Source organism: Melioribacter sp. Ez-97 (genome assembly GCF_051488665.1).
Lineage (GTDB): Bacteria > Bacteroidota > Ignavibacteria > Ignavibacteriales > Melioribacteraceae > Melioribacter.
Genome location: NZ_JBPSEG010000001.1, coordinates 161,757 through 180,862, shown reverse-complemented (window position 1 = coordinate 180,862; position 19,106 = coordinate 161,757). Strand labels below are relative to the sequence as shown.

Genomic DNA, 19,106 nt, shown 5'->3' with positions numbered 1-19,106 from the left:
GGAGGAAACATGGCAAAGAAACAGACACAAAAGAAGAGCGCTGCTGCTTCAAAAAAATCTACTGCAAAGAGCGCTAAATCGAAAAAATCTGCTTCGGCTGCATCTAAAAAGAAAACTGCCGGCAAAAAGGCTGTAACGAAAACCGCTAAAAAAACTACAGTCAAAAAAACAACCGTTTCTAAGAAAGCGTCTTCCAAAGTTGCCGAAACAAAATCGAAAAAAGCCCCGAAAAAAACGGAGAAGAAAAAAGTGGCGTCTGAAAATAAAGTAGAAGTTATGTCACCAACCAAAAAAATGAAGAAAATTCAGGGATATTCCAAAGCGGAACTCGAAGAATTCAAACAAATTATAATAGAAAAAAGAAATGAAATCATCGAGCAGCTTCAGGCGCTCAAAGAGCAAATGATGGACCCTACGACGGGACAGTATGTTAACGAAAATTCGCCCTATTCTCTCCATATGGCTGAACAGGGAACCGACGCCATGGAGAGAGAGAAGCTCTACCTGTGGGCGCAGCGTGAAAATAAATTCTTGGGATACCTCGACGAAGCTTTGCAAAGAATCGAAAACGGAACTTACGGGATCTGCATCGAGTGCATCGACGAGCCGCAAAATCTCTGTCCTACGTGTCCGTTGATTCCGAAAGAAAGACTTAAAGCCGTTCCGCATACGCAGCATTGTTTGCAGGTAAAACAAAAAATGCAGTCCAAATAATCGACGGGATGTTAAGTGAAAGCGCTTTATGTAACACTATCGGTAATAATAGTCGACCAGATAACAAAGTTGATCGTTAAGGGAATATCGATACCTTTTTTGAATATTCATCTTGAAGGTATGTCGTACGGCGAAAGCATTAACGTAATAGGCGACTTTTTTAAGATTACATTTGTTGAAAATCCCGGTTTGGCGTTCGGCATCGACGTCAACGACAGCGCAAAATTGGCGCTCTCAATTTTTTCGTTAATTGCCAGTATCGGTATTTTTTATTACTTGTATAAATCGAAACATCAAAAACTTGTCGTAAGGGTTGCGCTTGCCTTGATACTCGGCGGGGCAATCGGAAATTTAATTGACCGCACTTTCTACGGCGTTATTTACGGATATGCGCCGATTTTTTACGGCAGAGTTGTCGACTTTTTTAACGTCGATTTTTTTGATTTCACAATCCTGGGAAGAACGTACGACCGCTGGCCGATTTTTAATATTGCCGACGCCTCGGTTACCGTCGGAGTAATTTTGTTGGTTGTCTTTCACAGCAATGTAAAGGAAGACGCTCCCGAAAACGAGACCGCTGTTCCGGATGAAAACGCTAAGGTAGTTGATGAATTATCGACAATAAAAGTCTCTGTGGCTGATGTCCAGGATAGTAACGGAAAAGAAAATTAGAATTGAAATACCTCCGGGCAAAAAAAAGGAAAGAATCGACGTTTTCCTTTCGAATTCAATCGAGCATTCCACACGATCAAAAGTCCAGAAGTTAATCAAAGCCGGTCTTGTGCTCGTAAACGGCGCGGGCGTAAAATCGAACTATCTGGTAAATCCCGGAGATATAATCGACGTTACGATTCCGATCCCTCCTCGTCCGGAAGAAACAATACCCGAAGAAATTCCGCTCGACATTGTCTATGAAGACGAGTATTTATTAATCGTTAATAAGCCGCCGGGGATGGTTACGCATCCGGCGTTCGGTAATTACAGCGGAACTCTTGTAAACGCTCTTTTGGGCTATACCAATAAATTAAGTCAACTCAACGACAACGTAAGACCGGGAATCGTTCACAGGCTGGATAAGAACACAAGCGGACTGCTTTTAATTGCCAAAGACGAATGGACTCACGCGCAGCTGGCAAAACAATTTTCCGCTCATACAATCGAAAGGGAATACTGGGCTGTTTGCTGGGGAATATTTAAAGAAAAAAAAGGCGAAGTTGTCGGAAACATTGCCCGCTCTACAAAGGATAGAAAAATATTTGCCGTAAGCGAAAACCATGGAAAGCACGCTCATACGTTTTATGAAGTAATTGAAGAATACGAATTCGCTTCGCTGGTCAAATTGAGATTGAAAACGGGTAGGACACATCAGATTAGAGTCCATATGTCTCACATTCATCACCCGGTTTTCGGCGATCCTACGTACGGCGGCAGGAAAATTGTTTACGGTGCGGAGCTTCCGAAAATGAAAAGCAGAGTCGAAAATTTATTGAAAATTATGGAACGCCAGGCTCTGCACGCTAAGACGCTCGGATTTATTCATCCACATACTAAAGAGAAAGTGTTTTTTGACTCGGAGCCTCCGGAAGATTTTCGACGGCTTGTAGAAAAACTTAAAACACAGCGCTAAACTTTTTATTAAATTTTACGATAATAAATTGCCCTAAGGAACCATACAAACCAATCTTTTTAAGGACCACATTTTTGTGGTCCCCTCCTTTTTAAATCTACTTTTTAATCACCGTATAGATAATTTCAAGGAGGTCTTCTTGCTCGTACGGTTTTGCTATGTAGTAATCAAAACCTTCTTTCAGAAGTTTTTTCTCGTCGCGCAGGAGGGCATAACCGGTAATTGCAATTAAAGGCAGATCGTTATAATCGGGATTTTTTCTAACTTCCCGAGCGAAATCGATCCCCGAAGGACCGCTGCCGAGGTTGATATCGACAAGCACTGCAGTATAAGCGCCGTGTTTTAATTTCTCAACCGCTTCGTAATAATCGAACGCTGTATCGACTTCGCAAATATCTTTAAGGTAGAGAGTGACAAGTTCCGCATTGAGTATATTGTCTTCGATACTGAGAATTCTGGGTTTGTTTTCGCCGGAATGAATTATTTCTTCTTTATTCGGGATACGCTTATCTTTCTCGGTCGGTTTGTCTTCAATTCCGTTGAATGATCCGGGCAGGGTGATTGTAAAAGTCGAGCCTTTACCGAGTTCGCTTTCGACGCTGATATCGCCGTTCATCAAATTTGCCATCTTTTTTGCAACAGCGAGTCCGAGTCCGCTCCCTTCGAAATTCCTTCGTATGCCTTCGCTAATCTGGCGGAACTCCCTGAAGATTTTTTCCTGGTCGTTTTTTGCAATTCCAATACCGGTATCGATTACCCGGATGACAGCCAGCGTTTGATTATTAAAGTCGTTTCTGGCGTCGACTTCTACCGTTACTCCGCCTTTTTGAGTGAATTTGAGCGCATTGTCGACTATATGCATTAAAATTTGCTTGAATAAATTTTCGTCGGCAACGGCATTAATATTATGGTTAATTACTTTTATGTCGAACGAAAGCGATTTCTCCGCGGCGGTTTTATTGTAGTTGGTAAGGAAATATTTTGTGTACGAGCCAAGATTGAATTCCGTTATGTTAATCGGTATAGTTCCGGATTCGATTTCCGATAAATTGAGAATCGAATTCAGCGTTATTAACAACCGCTTGCCCGATTTCAAAATCTTATCGACCATTTCAACCTGGTCGATATTATTAAGGTCGTCTCTAAGCAGACTGGCAAATCCGATGATTCCGGTCAGCGGAGTTCTTAATTCGTGACTCATATTCGAAAGAAGAGTGGATTTGAGGCGATTGGCTTCTTCGGAACTGTCGAGCGCTCTCTTGAGTTCGAATTCCATCTCTTTCTTTTCTGTTATGTCTTCTTTGATAGCGAGGAAATTAGTTATTTCGCCGTCTTCGTTACGGATGGGGGAGATTGTAACTGATTCCCAATAGAACTCGCCGTTTTTCTTTTTGTTTTTGAATTCGCCGCGCCATTCTCTTCCCGCCAAAATATTTTCCCACAGGTCTTTGTAGACGTGATCGGCGGTATAGCCCGATTTTAGCAAACTCGTTTTTTTGCCGTAGACTTCTTCGAAAAAGTAACCCGTTATCTCGGTAAATTTTGGATTTGTATATTCTATTCTCCCTTCGAGGTCGGTTATGATTATTATCGAAGAACTCTGGTCTACAATACGCGTAAGCTTATTAATTTGTTCTGAAATTTTTTTCTTTTCGGTTATATCTCTAATGAATATTAAATCGAAAACTTGCTCTTCAAAAGGAATGGCTTTGTAATTTATTTCTATGTCGAATTCGGTAAAATCTTTTTTAACGCCTCTAACGTGATAGTTTTTTAATTCGCTGGAAGAATTGCGGCATTCGTCGATTTTTTCTTTGAAACGGTCGACGCATTTATCCTGAAGAAATTCGGAAAAAGGTTTGTTGGTAAGCCGGTCTTTATCGGCGTAGCCGAATGTATGCGCAAAAATTCTATTGTGATAAACAATCGTGTTGTCTTTTAAGATTACGATTGCGTCGAATGAATTTTCGAATGCATTGAGTAAAAGGGAATCGAGATTTCCGGTCGATTTCATACTGCTGAATAATTCCAATATTTTTGACAGATTATTATTCATCTATTAAGTCCCGTTTATTCCGCCTTGGGAAGTGATACATAGAATGTGGTTCCTTTATCGACTTCGCTTTCAAACCAGATTTTGCCGTTGTTAAGTTCCACCATCTCTTTACATAACAGTAAACCCAATCCCGAGCCGGGTTCGTTTTCGGTGCCGAGCATATTTACCTGTTCGCCCAATTTGAAGAGTTTCTCTTGAGTTTCTTTATCCATTCCGATGCCCTGGTCGCTTACGGAAATTTCTATACTGCCGTTTGTTCTTTTGCCGTTGATAATAATTGCGCCGCCTCGTCTGGAAAATTTAATGGCGTTCGATAGTAAATTCCTGAAGACCGTATGCGCCATATTTTCATCCGCGTACGCTATCAGATTGTCGGACAAATAATTTATAACGGTCAGGTTCTTATTGTTGAGCGCATGCTTGTTTAGCTCGATTATATTGTTAAAAACTTCCGCCACATTAATTTTGGCTGGATTGACCTTGACCTGTCCGAGTAAGAGTCTCGACCAATTGAGCAGTTCGTCGACCAGGTTATAGAGATTTTTAACCGATGATTTCGCATAGCCGAGGTAACGTCTCAGCTCTTCTGGATTCAATTCGTCGAAGGTTTCGGAAATAATATCGAATATCCCTAGCAAACCCTGAAACGGGCTTTTTAAATCGTGTGCAATAACGGATATAAATTTATCTTTTGCATTTAATTCTTCTTTTAATTCTTTGTTTTCTTCAATTAATTTTTCGACGTTCTCTTCTTCCGCCGTATCTTTTTGAACTTCTTTTTGTTCAATTTTGATAGCGGGTAAATTTCCCGGCAGAGATAAACCGCCTCTGACTTTTTCGGATATGTCGAAAAATGCCCAGAGTCTAAGTTCCTGAGACAATCCCGAAAGGGGATAAGTAACCACTTTGATAAAACCGCTCCCTTTTACAGGCAACACCGTGCTGAAATTACGGGTGAATTCCGATTTAAGTTTTTCGACGGGTTCTATATTGACTAAACCGCTGAGGAAGTTTTCTTTTAAGTGCTCGAATAATTTGTCCGTTTGAGAAGTAACATCGGAATCGAATCCGATATTCAGCAGATTATACAGAGAGCTGTTTGTGTGGATTATATTGCCGCTTTTGTCCGATACAAAATATCCCACGTCGAAACTGTTAAGCAAAGTAAATAAAGTTTCAAGATGGCTGTTATCGATATTTTTTGAATTAATCGCCATTAGTGTGATTCTAATATAAAAAAGTTATCTGATTTTTCCGCCAATTAATCCGGATTTTTCACTTACGCTCGGCAATTCCGTACCGTAAACACAAACCGAATTTAATGCACAATATTATTATCGAAAAAAATATTTAATTATTTAATTTTATTTGAAAAAGAAAATGAATAATAACGGACAAAATATATTCATTTTTTTGCTAAAACTTTCGCCGAATAGTTCGATAATAGAATGAAGAATTTTTAGCAGCTGGCTAATATTCGACATTGCAGAAAATAAAATCGGTTAAAAAGAGTTAAAATAGACGGTTATAAAACAGGCATATTTCTTGTGTAAATAAACCGAAGAAAAAATATAAGAGAACTATGGAAAAAGATACTCAAAATCAAACCGTTAATCCCGAAAATAGATCCGCCGACGATATCATTCAGGAACTCTATTCCTTTGTAGATAAAGAAAATCTGGACGACGACCTGGAATTTATCTGCGGATTAATTGCGCATGAGGATAAAGGAGTTCGTAATGCGGCTACAATGCTCCTTTTGAATAAAAGACCCGAAAAAGCGCCGAAATATATTGCGCCTTTTATATCGTCCGAAGATATAGCGGTGCGGAATCTCGCCGGCGAAATATTGGTAAAATTGGGCGGCTTGTCGGTACAGCCTCTTATCGAATACAATAAAGATAAAAACGACGACGATCAGAAATTTATTATCGACCTGCTCGGTTTGATCGGAGATACTTCTGCAGGCAATCATATAATGGAAGTTCTCAGCGCAACGGATAACGACAATGTAATTCTTGCATGTATCGAAGCGCTTGGAAACGTCCGGTTCGAAGAATCGATCGACATATTACTTTTGTTCTATGAAAGGAATGAACTGTATAAACCGACGATTGTAGAAGCGCTCGGTAAAATCGGCTCTCAAAAAGCCCTCGATTTTCTTCTTGCCAAATTCAACATGGAAGACGATCTTACAAAATATTCGATACTCGAAAGTTTAGGCGCAATTGGAGATATCAATACTTATTTCTTTTTATTGGAGCAAATTCCCAATATTCACGGACCGCTCGTCTGGCCTTTAATTACTTCCATTTATCAGCTTAAAGAAAAATTCAATCTCGACATTCCGTACGACGACAAGATGAAGAGCCTTCTTTTGTATACTTTAAACGAAGGCAGCTCCGAGCACAAAAAGATAGCTCTCACATTAATTAAGATTTTCAACGATAAAGATATACTGCTGGCAAGTCTGAAATTCCTGGGCGACGATTACGAGCTCGACGATATGGTGCGCGAGAAATTATATAATAATATTGAATATTTTCTCGAGGAAATTCCGCATCTGCTCGACTCGAAACCCGAAAACATAAAACATATAATGAATCTTTTGATGGGGATCGTATCTTCTATAAGCGAAGAGCAAAAAGAAAAGATCCCCTTGTTGTTGATACGCAACATACTTCATGCGGTAAGCAATTATCTGAATCATCCCGACGAAGAGGTCAGGCGCACAAGCATGGAAATCCTTTTCTATCTCGACGTAGAAACGGCTTTCCTTTTTATCGACGCAATGGTGGCGGACGAAAATATCTGGAATAAATTGAGACTGATAGAAATACTCGAATTGCTCGAAGTGGACGCTTCGACCGAAACTCTTACAAGAATGTTGAACGACGAGGATGAAATGGTGCGCGAGCGCGCCGCTGAAATTGTTAATTACAGAAAATCCACTATTAATTGAAAAAAGAATTATGAACCAGTCATCGGATTTGAAATTATCGGAGTTCAGAAAAAGCCTGGGTAGCGTGCTTCCTAAGCAAATGACAATGTCCCTTCCGTTATTTCAGGAAATACGGAAATATATATATGAAAGTACGGGAATCTATTTCCAGGACAACAAAAAATATCTTCTCGAAAGCAGACTCCAACGACGCATAAATTATCTGGGGCTCAACAGTTTCGAAGAATATTTTTCGCTTCTTAAACGGAATTCCAATCCCGAAGAAAAAAGATATTTCTACGAAGCGATTACAATCAACGAAACTTTCTTTTTCAGAAATCAGCCTCAGCTCGACGCTATGGCGTCGAAAATATTCCAGGAAATTATTAACAATAAAAAGTTTCAACCCGGTTTATTGCCGCATCAAAGAAATAAAATTAGAATCTGGAGCGCGGCGAGCTCTTCCGGCGAAGAAGCCTATTCGGTCGCTATGGTGTTTCACGATCTGATTCAACCGAAATATCCCGACGTAACTCTGGAAATTATCGGCACCGACATAAACACAAGCGTTGTGGAAACTGCCAAAGAAGGAGTTTACAAAGAATATTCGATACGGAACATACCGCCGTATTATCTTAAAAAGTATTTCAAGATCAACGGCAACTCTTACGAGGTAACGCCCGAAATTAAAAAGTTTGTTTCTTTCAAAGTAATGAATCTTTATGACGACATAATGATGCGTACGATGACGGGATTTGATGTGATTTTTTGCGCCAACGTCTTAATTTATTTCGATACGGCTTCGAAAATAAAAGTGGTTTCTCATTTATATAATTCATTGAATCGCGGAGGATATCTTTTTATCGGATATTCCGAAACGTTACAGGGAATTTCAAAAGCATTTAAGCTGGTCAGTTTCCCTAAAACCGTAGGATATAAAAAGGAGTAGTTAAATAAATGAAACGAGTAATATTGGTAGCGGACGATTCACCTACTATCAGAAAGTTTGTCAGCGTGGCGTTAAGCACGAAAGGCTACGAAATTATTGCCTGCGCCGACGGTATGGAGGCTCTGGAAAAATTGCCCGGCAATAAAATCGATCTGCTCATAACAGACCTTAATATGCCGAATATCGACGGTTTCCAGTTAATTAAATCGATTCGGGAAAACGAGGAGTATAAAGAACTTCCGATAATTGTACTGTCTTCTTTGGGAAGCAGCGAAGACATACATCGCGGTCTGGAATACGGAGCAAATTCGTATTTAATTAAACCGTTCGACCCCAAAAGAGTTTTATACGAAGTTTCAAAATATCTGAATTAGGAGTAATAAAAATGGCACTAAAATTCTTAGTTGTAGACGACTCAGTAACTATGAGGAGAATTGTGGCAAATTCCCTCAAATCAATCGGGTACGAAAATTTCGTCGAAGCCAGCGACGGCAAAGAGGCTCTGACGAAATTGAATTCCGACGATACAATCAATTTCGTAATTACCGACTGGAACATGCCCGAGGTTTCGGGATTGGAACTCGTCAAAGCTATCCGTTCCGACGAAAAGAAACAATCGATCCCGATTCTAATGGTCACTACAAGGGGATTGAAAGAAGATATTCTCGAAGCATTGCAGGCTAAGGTGAACAATTATATTGTCAAACCTTTTACTCCTCAAATACTTCGCGAAAAAATAGAACAAATTTTAGCCAGCGCTTAATCAGAGGTATATAATGGAAAACAAACTCAGTATGGAACAGGTATTCGAGAAACTGGGGGACCTGAAGCAATTCTTCATCTTCGGTCAGAAAATTGTCCCTCTATTCAAAAAGATAATCGATTTTATGACCGATATTGTCCCGCTTCTCGAAAATGTAAACAATTCGATTCAGGATACAACCAGTAAAATTCCGAAAGCGGCTCATCAAATAAACAGCGTAACGAGCGCAACGGAAATTGCCACAAGCGAAATTCTCGACATTGTCGATTCGATGTCGAATGATATGATAAAGATAAAAAACGAATTGAGCGATTTGAAAAACGGTTTTCTCAATCAACGAGTGGCGCTCGACGCTTTTGCGCAAAAGGCTGCCGCATTAAACGGCGAGTTTGACGAATTGAAATCAAATTTGAGCATCGACGAACTAGAGAAGAAAGTTATTTCCCTCGAGGAAGTGATAAATAAAATTGAATTGGACGCCACAAATATTACAATATCTTTGCAGGTTCAGGATATTACCGCGCAGCAACTCGCTTCGGTTAATCATCTGATCCATTCCGTTCAGGAGAAATTGTCCTCGCTTCTAATCGATTTTAATAAGCAGGATGGAATTGTTCTGCCCGAAACCGAAGCTCCGAAAGTTGATCCGAAAGCATTCAATCCGGACGCCAAATACGACAGAAGTCAGAGTCATCAGTCCGTAGCAGATCAACTTATAGAACAAACGAAAAAACAAAACAACGACAATGGCAGCAAAGCTTCACAGGAAGAAATAGACAAACTTTTTCGGAACAATGGCTGATACAACACAAAACCCAATGCTCGTAGACCCGGAGATGAAAGAAATTGTCGACAGCTTTTTGCTGGAGACAAAAGAAATTCTTGAAAATCTCGACGTCGACTTGATGGAACTCGAAAAGTCGCCCGAAGATCTTGACCTCTTGAACAAGATTTTCAGGTCTTTTCATACCGTCAAAGGAACCTCCGGCTTTTTAGGTCTTGAAAAATTACCGGAAGTCACTCATAAATGCGAAGACATTCTGAATAAATTAAGAAAAGGAGAAGCCAAACTTACGACCGAATTGATGGACGGCATTCTCCTCGGTTTCGACACTATCAAAGAATTGCTCGATAAAATCGAAAACGATAAAAACGAAGACGTAGAAGTCGAAAATGTTATTAATGTTTTACAAAATCTGCTGGCGGGATTAAGTTCGGATTCCCCGCAAGAAGCGCCAAAAACTTCCGAAAAGGAGAAAGAGGAATCGGGCGAGCCGGCGGAACAACCGGCTGAACAAGCCGTAAAAGATAATAAAGCCGCAGAGGAGAACGTTTCAAAAGAAGAGACTCCGGCTGAGACGGTTCAAGCCAAAAAAGTAGCAATGCCCAGATCGGCTCCCAAGACGGAAACTAAAAAAGCGGACAACACTATTCGAGTTGAAGTTGAACGCCTCGACGCACTTTTGAATATTGCTTCGGAACTGGTTCTGGGCCGCAACAGGCTCACTCAGGTTAATAATCAGTTTGCTCTCGAATACGAAGGCACCGGGTATGCTAAAGACCTCGCCGACGCGACCAAGCAAATCGATCTGATGACCACCGAGCTGCAGCTTGTGGTAATGAAACTGAGAATGATCAAAATCGGCAAAGTGTTCAACAGATTCCCGCGATTGGTCAGGGATTTGTGTAAAGAGTTGAATAAAGAAGTCGAACTGAAAATCTTCGGCGAGGATACGGAAGTCGATAAGAATCTGATTGAGGAAATTAACGATCCTCTCGTGCATTTGATTCGTAACTCGGTAGATCACGGAGTCGAAAAACCGGAAGTGCGCGAAGCGGCGGGCAAACCGCGCAAAGGAACGGTTATTCTATCGGCTGAACACGAAGGCAATAATATAGTAATTACAATCGAAGACGACGGTAAAGGAATCGATCCCGAAGTAATAAAAGACAGGGCAATTAAAAAAGGATTCCTGTCGCCGGAAAGGGCAAAAGAACTTTCGAAACAGGAAGCGTATAACTTGATTTTCCACCCGGGTTTTTCGACCGCCGAACAGGTAAGCAATGTTTCCGGTCGCGGAGTCGGAATGGACGTTGTTAAGACCAACGTTACTAAACTAAGAGGTACGATTGCGGTTGAATCTGAGGTGGGAAAGGGTACCAAGATTATTCTGCGACTTCCCCTTACGCTTGCAATCATATCCGGTATGATTGTAGAGGCATGCGGTCAAAAATTGGTAATCCCGCTTCATTCCGTTATCGAAGTAATCAGAGTAAATAAAGAACAAATAGAAACAGTCAGGGGCAAAGAGGTAATAAATCTTAGAGATACCGTCCTTCCGATAGTCGGACTCGACGAATTAATCAATCACTCTGGCAACGGTAACGGCAAGGAAAAACAATGGCAGTATATAGTGGAAGTCGGTATTGCCGAAAAGAGGTTCGGCATTAAAGTGGATAACCTTGTCGGTCAGCAGGAAGTGGTAATCAAATCGCTCGGTAATTATCTCGGTAAAATCGACGGCATTGCAGGTTCGACGATTATGGGCGACGGAACTGTTGTGATTATCCTCGACATTAACGAATTATTCAACAAAATGGAAAAACGGTTAGATGCATAACATTTCGGTTCTTGTGGTTGACGATTCGGCTTTCATGAGAAAATCGATTTCCCTGATGCTTGAAAGCGATCCTTCTATTAAAGTTGTCGCAACGGCGCGTAACGGCGAGGAAGGCGTTGAATTGGCTCAAAAGTTACGACCCGACTTGGTTACGATGGATATTGAAATGCCGGTTATGGACGGTTTAACGGCTCTTAAAAAAATTATGGATACCGCCCCGACTTCTGTTATAATGATAAGTTCTTTGACAACAGAAGGAGCCGAAGCCACAATCAAAGCGATGGAATTGGGAGCCGTCGACTTCATACCGAAAGAACTCTCGTATGTCAACGTCAATATCGGCAAAATAAAAGAAGACCTGATTTCCAAAGTCAAAGAGATAACGAGACATAAACTTATTACATCCCGGTTGGACCGTATCCGCAATCTGGAAAAGAGAAAACCGGTTGATACTACGAAAAAAGAACTGCCGAAGTTACATTACCATGCCGTATCGATCGGCATTTCGACGGGAGGTCCGCTTTCGCTCCAAAAAATCATACCCAGATTTTCAGGCGATATAAGCGTCCCGGTTTTCATAGTGCAGCATATGCCGCCTAAATTTACAAAGTCGCTGGCAGACCGTCTCAATTCACTTTCGCCGCTCGAAGTCAAAGAAGCCGAAAACGGCGAATTGGTCAGAGGCGGAGTCGTTTATATTGCTCCGGGCGGTCAACATATGAAATTGAAAAAAGTAAGCAACTTTAATTATGCAATAGAAATTACAGCGGAACCGGCTAGCACACTTCATCGCCCTTCGGTCGACGTTACAATGACCTCCGTAATCGAACATTATGGCAAAAACACTCTCGGAGTGATTATGACCGGAATGGGCAAAGACGGACTCGAAGCCGTCAGGTTGCTGAAATCCAAAGGCGGCGTTGCAATTGCGCAGGACGAAGAGACCTGCGTAGTCTACGGAATGCCGAAAGCTATTGTAGATTCGGGGCTGGCGGATTTAATTTTGCCGCTCGAAAAAATACCAGAAATAATAAACGGAGCTTTAGTAAATGGAAAAGAATCAATTCGAAGATATAGTAATGAAAGACTTTAATATGACATCCTCCAAATCGGGTAATTTAATTAAAGCCAAAGACGTAAAATTAAACGGCTATTCCAAGATTACCGTCGAAGACGACGAGAACGAAGACGTAAAAATTTATTTGAAAAAGGATATTAACGACGTTGTCAAAGAAATCAAATTCGTTTGTTCCTGCGGTCAAACCAAAACAGTTATACTCGATTATAATGAATAATAATTGTCAACTGTCTAATTTTAGCCATCCTTTGTTATTTCATATCACTTAAAACACCCGTTTTTGAGCCTTTTTAGTATGGCACTTGTTTTGGATAGTTTTATTTAAAAATATCCAAGATAAGAGGAAATGGGAAATTCAATAAAACTTCTCGAAAATCTTTTAGACTACTGCGTTGTAAAGAATAAGGTAATAGCTAATAATATAGCTAACATTCATACCGAAAATTACAAACGGGAAGACGTTGAATTTAAAAACCTCCTGGAAGAAAATTCCAATTCCCTCTTAAGAACAACCGAATCCAAACATTTACGAATGATAAACGATCCGCTGGAAAGGCAAAATCGATTCAGAGTAGTAATCGACGATTCTTCGGAAAGTCTTTCGGGCATAAATAATGTCAATATAGAACAGGAAATGGCTGAATTGGCTGAAAATACACTCAGGTTCAAATTCGCTTCTAAAAAAGTGGGCGAATACTACAAAATGATTCAAAAAGTAATAAACGGAGGAGGAAGATTTTGAAATTATCCGGCAGTATGTTCGGTCTTGGTATTAGCGCTCGCGGCATGAGTATCCAGCGTAAGAAAATGGAGCTCATTTCGCAGAACATTGCAAATGCCGATACGGTGCGAAGCGTGGACGGTCAACCGTATCAACGCCAATATTTGCAGGTGCGCCAGGAACAAAACAGTTTTGCCTCCAGATTGAAATTGGAAGAAGGCGAATTGATAAGGCTGAATGCCACCAATCCGAATCATTTTGTTAAAAACGACGTAAACAGAGTCGGATTACCGCCCGTAAAGGACGATATTGAAATTAATGTGGCTGAAGACCCAAAGCCCGGAGACCTGGTTTATATGCCCGATAATCCGGATGCAGACGAAAACGGATACGTACAAATGTCGAATGTAAATATCATCAACGAAATGGTAGATATGATTGCGGCAACAAGAGCTTACGAAGCCAATCTCACGGCTTTAAATTCGTCAAAACAAATGATAAAAGATTCACTGGAGATATAATATGAAGATTACCACAAATTCATTCGGTAATTATTCTCTCAATCGCATTAATCAGAATCAACAAATACAAAAAGCGGCGCAGGCGGATAAAAAGCCTGAAATTACAAATGCTGAAAAGAAATTCTTCGCTAATCTTTATCCCGAAAAAACCGATGAAATTCTCAAATACGAATTCTACAATGCCAAAGGTAAAGTTAGCGGAGTTACTGTCGGGTCATTATTTGATAAGAGAGGTTGATCATGAAAATTGACGGTTTAAGCGGCTTTATTGCCAACGCCATCAATCAGGAACAAAAAAAGCAGGTCGAGACTGGCAATGTTTTTGCCGAGCTTCTCAAAAGCGTAAACCAGGCGCAGAACGAGTCGGCTAAAGCAATTGAAGATTTCGTAGCCGGCAACGGGGTTGAACTTCACGAAGTTATGATCGCCGGCGAAAAAGCTAAAACGAGTCTCGATTTGTTGATGGAAATCAGAAACAAAACTATCGACATGTACAAAGAACTAACTAAAATACCGATATAATTATGAATTCAAGTCCGTTACAAGCTTTATTTGGCATAATTAATAAGCTGAATCCGAAGCAGAAGTTCATGCTTGCCGGCGGAGTCCTTTCCACGGTTGTGCTTCTTGTCGTCATGCTATTTTTCCTGAACGAGCCGAACTATACGACTCTTTATACGGGATTATCTGCCGAAGACGCCTCAAAGGTAGTAGAATACTTAAACAGCCAGAAGATTCAATATAAAATCGACGACAACGGGCAAACGATTAAAATTGCCAGGGAAAAAGTATATGAGACGCGTCTGGCGCTTGCGGGAAGAGGCATTCCGAGTTCCGGCGTTATCGGCTATGAGATCTTCGATAAGTCGACAATGGGCATGTCGGAATTTATGCAGAAATTAAATTACAAGAGAGCCCTGGAAGGGGAGCTGGCAAGAACAATCACTCAAATTGACGGAGTCGAAGGAGCGAGGGTTCACATTGTAATTCCTCAAAAAACAATTTTCAAAGAAGAGGAAAAACTGCCCTCTGCTTCCGTAGTGCTAAAGCTGCGCAACAGCAACTTTATCGGCAAAGAAAATATCGCTTCGATTGTTAATCTGGTATCGAGCAGCGTTGAGGGAATGCCGCCGAGCAGAGTGTCGATAATCGATACAAAAGGAAGAATCCTTTCGAACGACTCGGAAGAAGGTCCTCTTGCATTTGCTTCAACTAAACAATATGAAGTTAAGCAGTCCGTAGAAAATTATCTTGCCAAAAAAGCCCAGTCGCTGCTCGACAATATTTTGGGATACGGAAACTCGGTTGTCAAAGTTAACGCCGACCTTAACTTTGACCAGGTTGAAAAAACAATGGAGCAGTACGACCCGGAATCACAAGTTGCCATAAGCGAACAAACAATCAAATCGAATAACGCCGGAAGCTCGTTGAAAGACACGACGGTTCAATCGAGCGAGAACTCGCTTACTAACTATGAAATAAGTAAAACAATTCAAAAAGTAGTCGAAGGTAGCGGCAATATAATACGCCTGAGCGTCGCAGCCGTAGTCAACGACATTCCGAAAGAAATTGAAAACGAAGGCAAGAAAGAGATTGTTTACGAGCCCCGGTCCCAGGAACAGTTGAAGAAGCTGGAAGAACTTGTAAGGAACGCAGTGGGAATCGATCCGCAGCGCAACGACCAATTTTCGCTCGTAAGCATTCCTTTCGAAGTAAAACAAATTGAAGAAGTTCCGGAAGAAAAAGGAGCTCTTGGCGGAATACCGAATGCCGACGAATGGATGAACGTATTGATAATGCTCTTTGCCATCATCTCAGCTATCTTTGTATTGAAGAGCTTAATGAAGAAACTGAAAAACGAAAAAATTATAATCGGCACGGTAAATACCGCCGCGGCTGCAGATTCGCTTGCGCTCAGCGGAGGAAGCGCCGGGGCGTTGTCTCAATCGAGCGCGGCGTCGGGCATGATGAATCAATTAGCTCAACCGCGCAAAAGACCAATGCTGCAGATAAACGATATCGAAGACGAAATATCGGACGAAGCCGTAGCCAAAAAAACGCAGCAGGAAAAAATCATTAATTACGTAACCAAAAATCCGAGTGAAGCGGCAAAATTAATAAACGCGTGGATGCACGAAGATGAAATCTGAGAAACAACAGGAAGTATTGCTTGAAGACGTAAGCGGCGTTCAAAAAGCCGCCATGCTGATGGTGGCGTTGAACGTGGAAGCCGCGTCGGCGGTCTTGAAACATCTCGATCCGAACGATATAGAAGTAATATCCGCCGAAATTACGAGAGTTAAAAACATACCGTCGAAGGTGGCGGATAAAGTTATAGAAGAATTCTACGGCATGGTTACCGCTCGAGAATATGTTCTCGAAGGCGGATTGGACTATGCCCAGGCAGTGCTCGAAAAAACTTTCGGCGCCCCTAAAGCGGTTGAAATTATCGAAAAAGTCAAAAGGCTTACAACATTAAAAGGGTTCGACGTACTCAAAAAAGCAGAGCCTACGCAACTTATCAACTTCCTGAGCAAAGAACATCCTCAGACTATGGCTCTTATCCTTTCGCAGTTAAGCCCCGATCAAACTGCCGCAGCTTTGAAAGAATTGCCCGAAGATCTGAGAATCGACGTAGCACATCGAATAGCCACGCTTGGTAAAATTGCTCCGCAAACGCTCAAACAGATAGAACACGTAGTAGATGAAATTGCGGGACTATCGATGAGTCAGTCGGTCGGAAAACTTGGCGGCGCCAAATGTTTGGCGGGCATTTTAAACAGATTGAACGTCACTCTTACCAAGGATATACTCAATAAAATGGAGGAAATCGACCCGGAAACCGCTTATGAAGTAAAAAGACTGATGTTCATCTTCGACGAAATAATCAATATATCGGATAAAGACCTGCAGAAGATATTGCGCGAGGTCGATCGTAAAGACCTGGCTCTGTCGCTTAAAATTGCCGACGAACGGCTGAAAGAAAAAATATTCAGAAACATGTCCGAACGCGCTGCAGACCTGCTGAGAGAAGAACTCCAATATATGGGCAAAGTTAAACTGAAAGAAGTCGAAACCGCCCAGGGCAGAATTATCGATATCATAAAGAATCTCGAAGAAGCCGGTGAAATATCCTTGAATATGAGAGGCGGTCCGGAGGAAGTTTATGTCTAACGTCCTTAAAATTAATGCGGGCAAAGCCAAACCGACAGTTAAAGTTTCTTCAAAAACTCACGTTGTAGAAGAAGTAAATACATTCGAAACGGGGCAGCAAAAGATCGAAGAAGCTTATAACAAAGGCTTTGAAGAAGGACGTAAAAAAGCTCGCATGGAAATAGAAAAAGATTATTCAGAAAAACTTTTTCAAAAGTACGAAGAAATTTACCATGTGCTTACGGCATACGAACAAAAAATGGAAGAATATGAAACCGCATTCGAATTGCTGGTGGTAAATACTGCGGTCGAAATTGCGCGAAAGATAGTTCGACGCGAAGTTGAAGCCGAATCGTTGATAAATGAAAATCTCAAAGAAGCTATCTCCAAAATTATCGGCGCCAACGAAGTCATTATTAAACTTAATCCTTCGGATATGGATGAACTCAATGAGTTCAGTAAAAATTTGCTGAACAACAGCTCGTTTAATAAAATAAAATTCGAAGCGGACGACAGAATCGAAAAAGGCGGCTGCCTGGTGGAAACTGAAATAGGAAATGTGGACGCGCGAATTTCGAGTCAGCTCGAGGAAATCAGATTGAAACTGGAAGAATCGATTAATAAGAAAAATCAATGATCGAACTGGAACACATAGTTGAAGATTACCGTCGCGTAATTGAGAAAACCGACCCGCTGAAGGTCAACGGAAGGGTTGTGGATGTGGTCGGTTTAATTATCGTTTCCGTCGGTCCTAATGCCGTCATGGGAGAAGTATGCAGCATAGTCGATAAAGACGGCAATGAAATATGCAAATCGGAAGTAGTCGGATTCAAGGAAGGAAAAGTATTGTCGATAGCATTGGGCGAAGTTCATGCAATTTCGCCCGCCTGCGAAATAAAAGCTACAGGCAGAGGTTTTTATGTGGGAGTCGGTCCGGAACTGCTTGGCAGGGTAATAGACGGACTGGGAAATCCGATCGACGGCAAAGGCGAAATAAACTACGCCGCCTTTCGCGAAGCTCACAGGGAAGCTCCTAATCCCCTTGCGCGTAAAAGAATTACCACTCCTTTACAAACCGGAATACGGGCTATCGACGGTTTGTTGACAATCGGCAAAGGACAAAGAATGGGAATTTTTGCCGGCAGCGGCGTAGGCAAAAGCGTTACTCTCGGTATGATCGCCAGGAATACGAGCGCGGATATTAACGTAATTACATTAATCGGCGAACGGGGCAGGGAAGTAAGAGAGTTTATCGAAAGAGACCTGGGCGAAGAAGGATTGAAACGCTCAGTTGTAGTTGTGGCAACAAGCGATAAATCGCCTTTGATCAGGATGAAAGGCGCTTACGTTGGAACTACTATCGCAGAGTATTTCAGAGACCAGGGACTCAACGTAATGCTGATGATGGATTCCGTAACTCGTTTTGCTATGGCTCAAAGGGAAGTAGGACTGACAATCGGCGAACCTCCGACAACAAAAGGATATACTCCGTCCGTATTTGCATTATTGCCTAAACTGCTCGAAAGAGCGGGCAATTCGGAAAAAGGGTCGATTACGGGAATTTATACCGTGCTGGTAGACGGCGACGATATGGTCGAACCGATTGCCGACGCCGTCCGGTCGATACTCGACGGACATATCGTATTATCCAGAAAACTAGCAAACAAAGGACATTATCCTGCAATCGATACTCTCCAGAGCGTTAGCAGGGTTATGCCGGATATTATCGATTCGGAGCATTATAAAAAAGTTATGTCTTTTAACGAACTTCTTGCAACTTATCGAGAAGCGGAAGACCTGATTAATATCGGGGCTTACGCAAAAGGAAGCAATCCTAAAATTGACCTTGCAATTAGCAAAATAGATGCGCTAAACGGCTTCCTGAAACAAGGAATTTTCGAAAAAGCAAATTATCCGGATACTATTGAAAAATTACGCCAATTGATCGATTATAATTAGGAA

General features: G+C 41.4%; 21 protein-coding genes. 19 read left to right on the top strand and 2 right to left on the bottom strand.

The window, feature by feature from the left end:
• Nucleotides 1-9: 9 nt before the first annotated feature.
• From ACSSWA_RS00785 to ACSSWA_RS00775, 3 genes are read left to right on the top strand one after another with little or no spacing between them, the layout of a single operon-like run.
• On the top strand, nt 10-714 hold the full coding sequence (locus ACSSWA_RS00785) for a TraR/DksA family transcriptional regulator (RefSeq protein WP_437354694.1): 705 nt from the start codon (nt 10-12) through the stop codon (nt 712-714).
• Nucleotides 715-729: 15 nt separating this feature from the next.
• On the top strand, nt 730-1,386 hold the full coding sequence (gene lspA, locus ACSSWA_RS00780) for a signal peptidase II (protein ID WP_437354693.1): 657 nt from the start codon (nt 730-732) through the stop codon (nt 1,384-1,386).
• Nucleotides 1,355-2,341 carry an RluA family pseudouridine synthase gene (locus ACSSWA_RS00775; RefSeq protein WP_437354692.1) on the top strand — a complete coding sequence of 329 codons (987 nt, stop codon included), beginning with the start codon at nt 1,355-1,357 and terminating at the stop codon, nt 2,339-2,341. Before lspA ends, ACSSWA_RS00775 begins: the two co-directional genes overlap by 32 nt.
• Nucleotides 2,342-2,438: 97 nt before the next feature.
• Here the strand turns inward: ACSSWA_RS00775 and ACSSWA_RS00770 are convergent, their stop codons facing one another.
• Nucleotides 2,439-4,397, bottom strand: coding sequence for a PAS domain S-box protein (locus tag ACSSWA_RS00770; protein WP_437354691.1), 1,959 nt, complete (start codon nt 4,395-4,397; stop codon nt 2,439-2,441).
• Between the two features lie 14 nt (nt 4,398-4,411).
• Complete coding sequence (locus ACSSWA_RS00765) at nt 4,412-5,614, bottom strand: sensor histidine kinase (protein WP_437354690.1); 1,203 nt, start codon at nt 5,612-5,614, stop codon at nt 4,412-4,414.
• Nucleotides 5,615-5,979: 365 nt separating this feature from the next.
• Here ACSSWA_RS00765 and ACSSWA_RS00760 point away from each other — a divergent pair, with 365 nt between their 5' ends.
• From ACSSWA_RS00760 to fliI, 16 genes are all read left to right on the top strand, one after another.
• The gene (locus tag ACSSWA_RS00760; protein ID WP_437354689.1) at nt 5,980-7,359 is read left to right on the top strand and encodes a hypothetical protein; all 1,380 of its coding nucleotides are present in this window, start codon (nt 5,980-5,982) and stop codon (nt 7,357-7,359) included.
• A 10-nt stretch (nt 7,360-7,369) separates the two neighbouring features.
• Nucleotides 7,370-8,287 (top strand): CheR family methyltransferase, encoded by a 918-nt coding sequence (locus ACSSWA_RS00755; protein ID WP_437354688.1) that lies wholly within the window; start codon nt 7,370-7,372, stop codon nt 8,285-8,287.
• 8 nt (nt 8,288-8,295) lie between these two features.
• Entirely contained in the window at nt 8,296-8,661 is a 366-nt protein-coding gene (locus ACSSWA_RS00750) for a response regulator (RefSeq protein ID WP_014856782.1), read from the top strand.
• Nucleotides 8,662-8,672: 11 nt separating this feature from the next.
• Nucleotides 8,673-9,050, top strand: a complete 378-nt coding sequence (locus ACSSWA_RS00745; RefSeq protein ID WP_014856783.1) for a response regulator — start codon at nt 8,673-8,675, stop codon at nt 9,048-9,050.
• 13 nt (nt 9,051-9,063) lie between these two features.
• The gene (locus ACSSWA_RS00740; protein ID WP_437354687.1) at nt 9,064-9,852 is read left to right on the top strand and encodes a protein phosphatase CheZ; all 789 of its coding nucleotides are present in this window, start codon (nt 9,064-9,066) and stop codon (nt 9,850-9,852) included.
• Nucleotides 9,845-11,671 carry a chemotaxis protein CheA gene (locus ACSSWA_RS00735; RefSeq protein ID WP_437354686.1) on the top strand — a complete coding sequence of 609 codons (1,827 nt, stop codon included), beginning with the start codon at nt 9,845-9,847 and terminating at the stop codon, nt 11,669-11,671. The genes ACSSWA_RS00740 and ACSSWA_RS00735 overlap by 8 nt, the downstream gene beginning before the upstream one ends.
• The gene (locus ACSSWA_RS00730; RefSeq protein WP_437354685.1) at nt 11,664-12,764 is read left to right on the top strand and encodes a protein-glutamate methylesterase/protein-glutamine glutaminase; all 1,101 of its coding nucleotides are present in this window, start codon (nt 11,664-11,666) and stop codon (nt 12,762-12,764) included. The genes ACSSWA_RS00735 and ACSSWA_RS00730 overlap by 8 nt, the downstream gene beginning before the upstream one ends.
• Nucleotides 12,721-12,966 (top strand): hypothetical protein, encoded by a 246-nt coding sequence (locus ACSSWA_RS00725; RefSeq protein WP_437354684.1) that lies wholly within the window; start codon nt 12,721-12,723, stop codon nt 12,964-12,966. The genes ACSSWA_RS00730 and ACSSWA_RS00725 overlap by 44 nt, the downstream gene beginning before the upstream one ends.
• Before the next feature lie 129 nt (nt 12,967-13,095).
• On the top strand, nt 13,096-13,491 hold the full coding sequence (gene flgB, locus ACSSWA_RS00720) for a flagellar basal body rod protein FlgB (protein ID WP_437354683.1): 396 nt from the start codon (nt 13,096-13,098) through the stop codon (nt 13,489-13,491).
• A complete protein-coding gene (gene flgC, locus ACSSWA_RS00715) occupies nt 13,488-13,991 on the top strand; it encodes a flagellar basal body rod protein FlgC (RefSeq protein WP_437354682.1) in 504 nt (167 codons plus the stop codon). The genes flgB and flgC overlap by 4 nt, the downstream gene beginning before the upstream one ends.
• Nucleotide 13,992: 1 nt before the next feature.
• Entirely contained in the window at nt 13,993-14,229 is a 237-nt protein-coding gene (locus ACSSWA_RS00710) for a hypothetical protein (RefSeq protein WP_437354681.1), read from the top strand.
• Nucleotides 14,230-14,231: 2 nt separating this feature from the next.
• Nucleotides 14,232-14,513 carry a flagellar hook-basal body complex protein FliE gene (gene fliE, locus ACSSWA_RS00705; RefSeq protein WP_437354680.1) on the top strand — a complete coding sequence of 94 codons (282 nt, stop codon included), beginning with the start codon at nt 14,232-14,234 and terminating at the stop codon, nt 14,511-14,513.
• 2 nt (nt 14,514-14,515) lie between these two features.
• Nucleotides 14,516-16,141 carry a flagellar basal-body MS-ring/collar protein FliF gene (fliF, locus tag ACSSWA_RS00700; protein ID WP_437354679.1) on the top strand — a complete coding sequence of 542 codons (1,626 nt, stop codon included), beginning with the start codon at nt 14,516-14,518 and terminating at the stop codon, nt 16,139-16,141.
• Nucleotides 16,131-17,165, top strand: coding sequence for a flagellar motor switch protein FliG (gene fliG, locus ACSSWA_RS00695; RefSeq protein WP_437354678.1), 1,035 nt, complete (start codon nt 16,131-16,133; stop codon nt 17,163-17,165). The genes fliF and fliG overlap by 11 nt, the downstream gene beginning before the upstream one ends.
• Nucleotides 17,158-17,781, top strand: a complete 624-nt coding sequence (locus tag ACSSWA_RS00690) for a FliH/SctL family protein (protein ID WP_437354677.1) — start codon at nt 17,158-17,160, stop codon at nt 17,779-17,781. Before fliG ends, ACSSWA_RS00690 begins: the two co-directional genes overlap by 8 nt.
• Nucleotides 17,778-19,103: a flagellar protein export ATPase FliI gene (gene fliI, locus ACSSWA_RS00685; protein WP_437354676.1), complete on the top strand. Its 1,326-nt coding sequence runs from the start codon at nt 17,778-17,780 to the stop codon at nt 19,101-19,103. The genes ACSSWA_RS00690 and fliI overlap by 4 nt, the downstream gene beginning before the upstream one ends.
• Nucleotides 19,104-19,106: the final 3 nt, after the last annotated feature.